At 70.0% G+C, this 4,970-nt stretch carries 3 protein-coding genes and 2 pseudogenes; all 5 read right to left on the reverse strand.

Features of this window, described 5'->3' with window-relative positions:
• A pseudogene (locus tag ACZ4MU_RS35120) lies at nt 1–67 on the reverse strand (ATP-binding protein); the annotation flags it as partial.
• Nucleotides 48–662: a DUF742 domain-containing protein gene (locus ACZ4MU_RS35125; RefSeq protein WP_467883681.1), complete on the reverse strand. Its 615-nt coding sequence runs from the start codon at nt 660–662 to the stop codon at nt 48–50. The pseudogene ACZ4MU_RS35120 and the gene ACZ4MU_RS35125, both read right to left, overlap by 20 nt.
• Nucleotides 663–777: 115 nt before the next feature.
• Nucleotides 778–1,191: a roadblock/LC7 domain-containing protein gene (locus ACZ4MU_RS35130; protein ID WP_026057603.1), complete on the reverse strand. Its 414-nt coding sequence runs from the start codon at nt 1,189–1,191 to the stop codon at nt 778–780.
• 10 nt (nt 1,192–1,201) lie between these two features.
• Nucleotides 1,202–4,528: a sensor histidine kinase gene (locus ACZ4MU_RS35135; RefSeq protein ID WP_467883683.1), complete on the reverse strand. Its 3,327-nt coding sequence runs from the start codon at nt 4,526–4,528 to the stop codon at nt 1,202–1,204.
• A 340-nt stretch (nt 4,529–4,868) separates the two neighbouring features.
• A pseudogene (locus tag ACZ4MU_RS35140) lies at nt 4,869–4,970 on the reverse strand (ATP-binding protein); the annotation flags it as partial.

Raw genomic sequence — 4,970 nt, forward strand, 5'->3', positions numbered from 1 at the left:
CCGCCACCACGATCTTCGCGGAAGTGGTGGAGCGGGCAGCACCGCCGCTAGAGCTTGCGAAGTCCACTGAGCACCCTTTCGAGCAGTGTCACATCTGGCTGGCCGCCGGCGGACTCGTCGCCGCCGGGCTGGTGGATGGCGACAAGTCCGGCCTCCGCCAGGTCGGCGACGAGGATTCGGGCAACGCCGAGGGGGATGGAGAGGAGTGCCGAGATCTCGGCGACCGACTTGATCTCTCGGCACAGCTGGCAGATCCGCTGGTGCTCGGGCAACTGCCCTTGCAGCCGGGCGGGTTCCGCCGTGGTGTGCACCAGCGCCTCGATGGCGAGCTGGTAGCGCGGCCGGGTGCGGCCGCCGGTCATGGCGTACGGACGCACCAGGGGGTTGTGCGTGCCGCCCGCCGGGGAAGGCTGGGGGGTCTGCCGCGGCTGCACCGGCTCGATGCGGGGCTGCGGCGCAGGGTAACGCGCGGCATCAGCCGCTCCGGTGGAGCCGGTGCTTGCATCGGGGTACGGGCCCGGCCGGCGCTGGGGCTGCTGGTACGGGTGCTGGCCCTGGCCGCTTCTGCTGGGCGCGGAGGGAAAGTTGAACCGGTTCTGCCCGTGCTCACCCTGAGACTGCTGTCCACCGTTGTATGGGTGTCCGCCTGGGGGTGTTGTCACGTTTCCTCCTCCGACTGCCGGTCGCCCGTTCCTGTGGGACCGCGCCACCGCACCTTATGGCGCGGTGGCGAGAAACGCACTGCCTGACTGGTAGTTGAGAACGGGAAGTTCACAACTAATTAAGGAGACTGCCCTGGAGTTCCGCGCGCAGGTCCGGGGTGAGGACGGTGCCCGCGCGGTCGACGAGGAGAGCCATCTCATAGCCCACGAGACCGATGTCGGCCTCGGGGTGGGCGAGTACGGCCAGCGAGGACCCGTCCGAGATGGACATGATGAAGAGGAAGCCGCGCTCCATCTCCACGACCGTCTGGTTGACGGCGCCGCCCTCGAAGATCCGGGAGGCTCCCGCGGTCAGGGACGTCAGGCCGGAGGCGACCGCCGCCAGCTGATCGGCCCGGTCCCGGGGGAAGCCTTCGGACATCGCCAGCAGGAGTCCGTCGGCGGAGACCACCACCGTGTGGGACACCCCGGGGGTGTTGTCCACGAAGTTGGTGATCAACCAGTTCAGATTCTGCGCCGCCTGGCTCATCGGGCTCACACTAACGCTCCTGGTTGTAGGTGTTACTGGTGTCCGACCCCGCGCTGCGGCCCTGCTGGACACCGCGGCGCAGGTTGCTCAACCTGCCGCGGACGTCCTCCGGAGCGCGGGAGACCTGTGGGCCGCCCTGCGGGGTCTGCTCGGCCGCGCCCTCGACCAGATTGGCCTTGGGCACCCGCCGGGGAAGTCCGGAGGGGGTGACCCCGCCGGCCTTCGGCTCACGCAGCTTCTCGGCCCGCGTCCAGCGCTCGTCGTTGGTCGAACGCCAGTCGCCGGTGGGCCCGTCGGTGGTGGACGCGACGCCGTTCGCGGCCGCCGGACCGGTGCCGTTCACGGCCGCGTTCGCGGATCCGTTCACGGACGCGGGGCCGGCGTCGGCGGGGTGCCGCTGCTGCTCGGGCCGCTGCGGTTCGGCCTGGTGCTGCGGCTCCTGGGCGGCGGGCTGCCAGTTCTGCTGGCCGCTGCCGCGCCTGGGCAGACCGGCGCCGGTCAGCTCGTGGGCGGAGGCCGGGGTGGGGCCCGGACGGTCGAAGCCTACGCGGTCGCGGCCGTCCCCGGGAACGTCCGGAGCGGATTCCGCTTCCTCGTTCCCCTGCGGGTAGTCGGACGCGTAGGAATCCTGGTACGAGGCGTTCTGCTGCCACTCGCCCTGGTGAGGGGTGTCGCCGTAACCGCCGTCGTACCCCGGGCCGTCGGCCGCGGGCGCCTGGTAGGCGGCCTCCGCATAGCTCTGGTCCGGGTAACCGTTCTGCTGCTGTCCGTAGGACTCCTGCGGATACGCGCCGGGGTAGTCCTGCGCGTAACCCTGCTGTCCCTCGAACTGGTTGTCGTAGGGGGCCCGCTGTCCGTTGTAGGGCTCCTCGTAAGCGCCCTCGTAGGACTCCTGGCCGCCGTAGCTCTCGTCGTACGCGGCGCCCTGCTGCACACCGTCGACCTCGTCGCGGTAGAGCGGACGGTCGCCGCCCTGCGCCTGGGCCTCCAGGGCCGCGCGGCGCTCCTCGCGCATCAGCGAGCGGTTGACCGGGTCGAGCTGGAGCCCCTCGCCCTGCTCGCCCGTCTCGTAGCGCGAGTCGTCGAAGCCGAGCTCGGCGGCGGTGCGCATGGCCGGGGCCGGGGCCTGGAACTCCCGCTGCTCCGGGATGATCTGCGAGACCGTGAAGTCGTCGCCGGGCAGCGGCTCGCCACCGCCACCGTGGGTGATCGCGTCCGGGAGCATGACCAGCGAGGTGGTGCCCGCCTGCTCGCCGGAGGGGCGCAGCTGGACGCGGATGCCGTGGCGGTCGGAGAGCCGGCCGACCACGAACAGGCCCATGCGCTGGGAGACGGCGGCGTCCACGGTCGGCGGGTTGGCCAGCTTGTGGTTGATGTCCGCGAAGTCCTCGGCGGTGAGGCCGATGCCCTTGTCGTGGATCTCGATCATGACGCGGCCGTCCGGCAGACGGGTCGCGGTGACGCGGACCTTGGTCTGCGGCGAGGAGAACGTGGTGGCGTTCTCCAGGAGCTCGGCCAGCAGGTGCACGAGGTCGGTCACGGCCTGGCCGTGGATCTCGCTCTCCGGCACACCGGACAGCTCGATGCGCTCGTAGGACTCCACCTCGGAGGAGGCGGCGCGCAGCACGTCGACCAGCGGGACCGGCTGGTTCCAGCGGCGGCCCGGCTCCTCGCCGGCGAGGACCAGGAGGTTCTCGCCGTTGCGGCGCATACGGGTCGCGAGGTGGTCCAGCTTGAAGAGGCTCTCCAGCTGGTCCGGGTCGGCCTCGTTGTTCTCCAGGTCCGTGATGAGGGTCAGCTGGCCCTCGATCAGGGACTGGTTGCGGCGCGAGAGGTTGGTGAAGATCGCGTTGACGTTGCCCCGAAGGAGGGCCTGCTCGGCGGCGAGCCGGACCGCCTCGCGGTGGACCTGGTCGAAGGCGCGGGCGACTTCGCCGATCTCGTCCGTGGAGGTGATCGGGATGGGCTCGACCCGGGTGTCGACCCGGCCGGGCTCGGTCCGCGAGAGCTGGTCGACGAGCATCGGCAGTCGGGTTTCGGCCACCTCGAAGGCGGCGGAGCGCAGCCGGCGCATCGAGCGGCTCATCTGGCGGGCCACCATGCCGGCCAGGATGAAGGCGGCGAGCAGCGAGACCACGACGACGGCGCCGTTGAGGTACGCGGAGGTCTTGGCGTCGTCCGCGATCTGGCCGGCCTCGTCCACGGCCTTGGTGACCAGGTCCTGCTCGATCTCGGTGTAGCCGTCGAACTTGGCGGTCGAGGCGGCCATCCAGGCGTCGGGGGTGATGCCCTGGGCCTTGAGCTGCTTGGCGCTCTGGCCCTCGCCGATCGCGGCGGCCATGCTGTTGAAGACCGAGCCGTCGCGGGCCGGGGCCGCGCCGATGCGCGGGCCGTCGTCGGCCGGCTGGCGCACCGCGGGGACGTCCTTGGCGGCCTGGGCGGCCTTGGCCTCCAGGACCTTCTTCAGATGGGCGCTGTCGGCGTCCGTACCACCGGCGTCGAACTCGCCGAGGGCGATGAACTCCAGGTAGTTGTACGAGTTGAACGCCTTGACCTGCATCTGGAAGGTCTTGAGGTCCTCGCTCGGCCGGATGATGAGGTGCAGGCCGATGGAGCGCTGGAGCGACTCCGCGGCCTTGGCGAGGTCGACCGCGTAGACCATGCGGCCGTAGCTGGTGACGTTGCCGGTGCCCAGACCGAGCTCGTTGGAGAACGTGCTCAGGTAGTGGGGGATCTGGGTGTAGCCCTCTTCGGTCAGCACCGGGTTCTTCGCCTCGACGCCCTTGGCGTAGGCGGTCTTGCGCAGCGCGTCGAGGTTCTTCTCGGCGTCGCGGACCTTGGTCAGGCGGCGCTTGAGGCTCGCCGTGTCCGGCATGCCCTGCACTTCCTGGTCGAACTTGGCGCGGGCCGCGTCCGAGGCCGCGACGGCCTTGGCGATGACCTCGCTGTCGCGCTTGTTCTGGAGCAGGGGCTGAGCGGTGAGGTCACGCTCGTTGAGCAGGGCCTGGCCGTACTCCGAGGCGGCGCGCACGATCTGCGCCGTCTTCTCGGCGTCACGCGCGTCGCGCCAGGTGGATATGGACCCCTTGACCTCGAAGCCGCCCATGATGAGACCGACGAGTGCGGGGATGAGGAGGATGGCGTTCAGACGGGTGGCCACCCGCCAGTTGCGCGGCGAGAACTTGCTCTGGCTGCCTGTGTCGGGGCCCGCGGCCGGACCGCCGCCCTTGCCCCCGGAGGGGGGCGGCAGCTCGTCCGGCGTCGCCGCATTGCGCTGCGGCGGGGTGAAGTTGCCCCGCGCCTGCTGCGTCGCGGAGCTCGTCGTGCTTCGCCTCACTCGACCAACAACCTCTCGGCGCCGGCACCTCTCGCGGTGTGCCTTTAAATGTTCTGAGCCGTACTACTCGGGAGTTCGTCGAATTCCAGCACGCCAGGGGGGTCCGTTCCAAACAGCTGGAATCCGAGGTTCCGAGTGGCCCACGCCTCAGATAAAACGGGCATAAAGAGCGAGCCCCGCCAAAAGGCGGGGCCAATGTGAGCGCAGTGACACCAGGCGAACGCGCCGGGTGGCGGCGCCCGGGGAATTCTCTGTCGAAATGTTATGAACACAGGGGCGGATCGTGTCAAAGGACACAGTCCGCCCCCGTTCGCCTACGACAACTGCCGTATACGTCTTCCTACTTGAGTCGTGCCATCAGGGCGTGTTCGACCAGGGTGATCAGTGCGCTCTTGGCGTCGCCGCGGTGGCGGGCGTCGGTGGTGATGATGGGGGTGTCGGG

Source organism: Streptomyces sp. NPDC026377 (assembly GCF_055567715.1).

What these genes read in the sequence shown, in the direction of transcription:
- ACZ4MU_RS35130 (WP_026057603.1), bottom strand. Translation starts at nt 1,191, where the DNA reads ATGAGCCAGGCGGCGCAGAATCTGAACTGGTTGATCACCAACTTCGTG.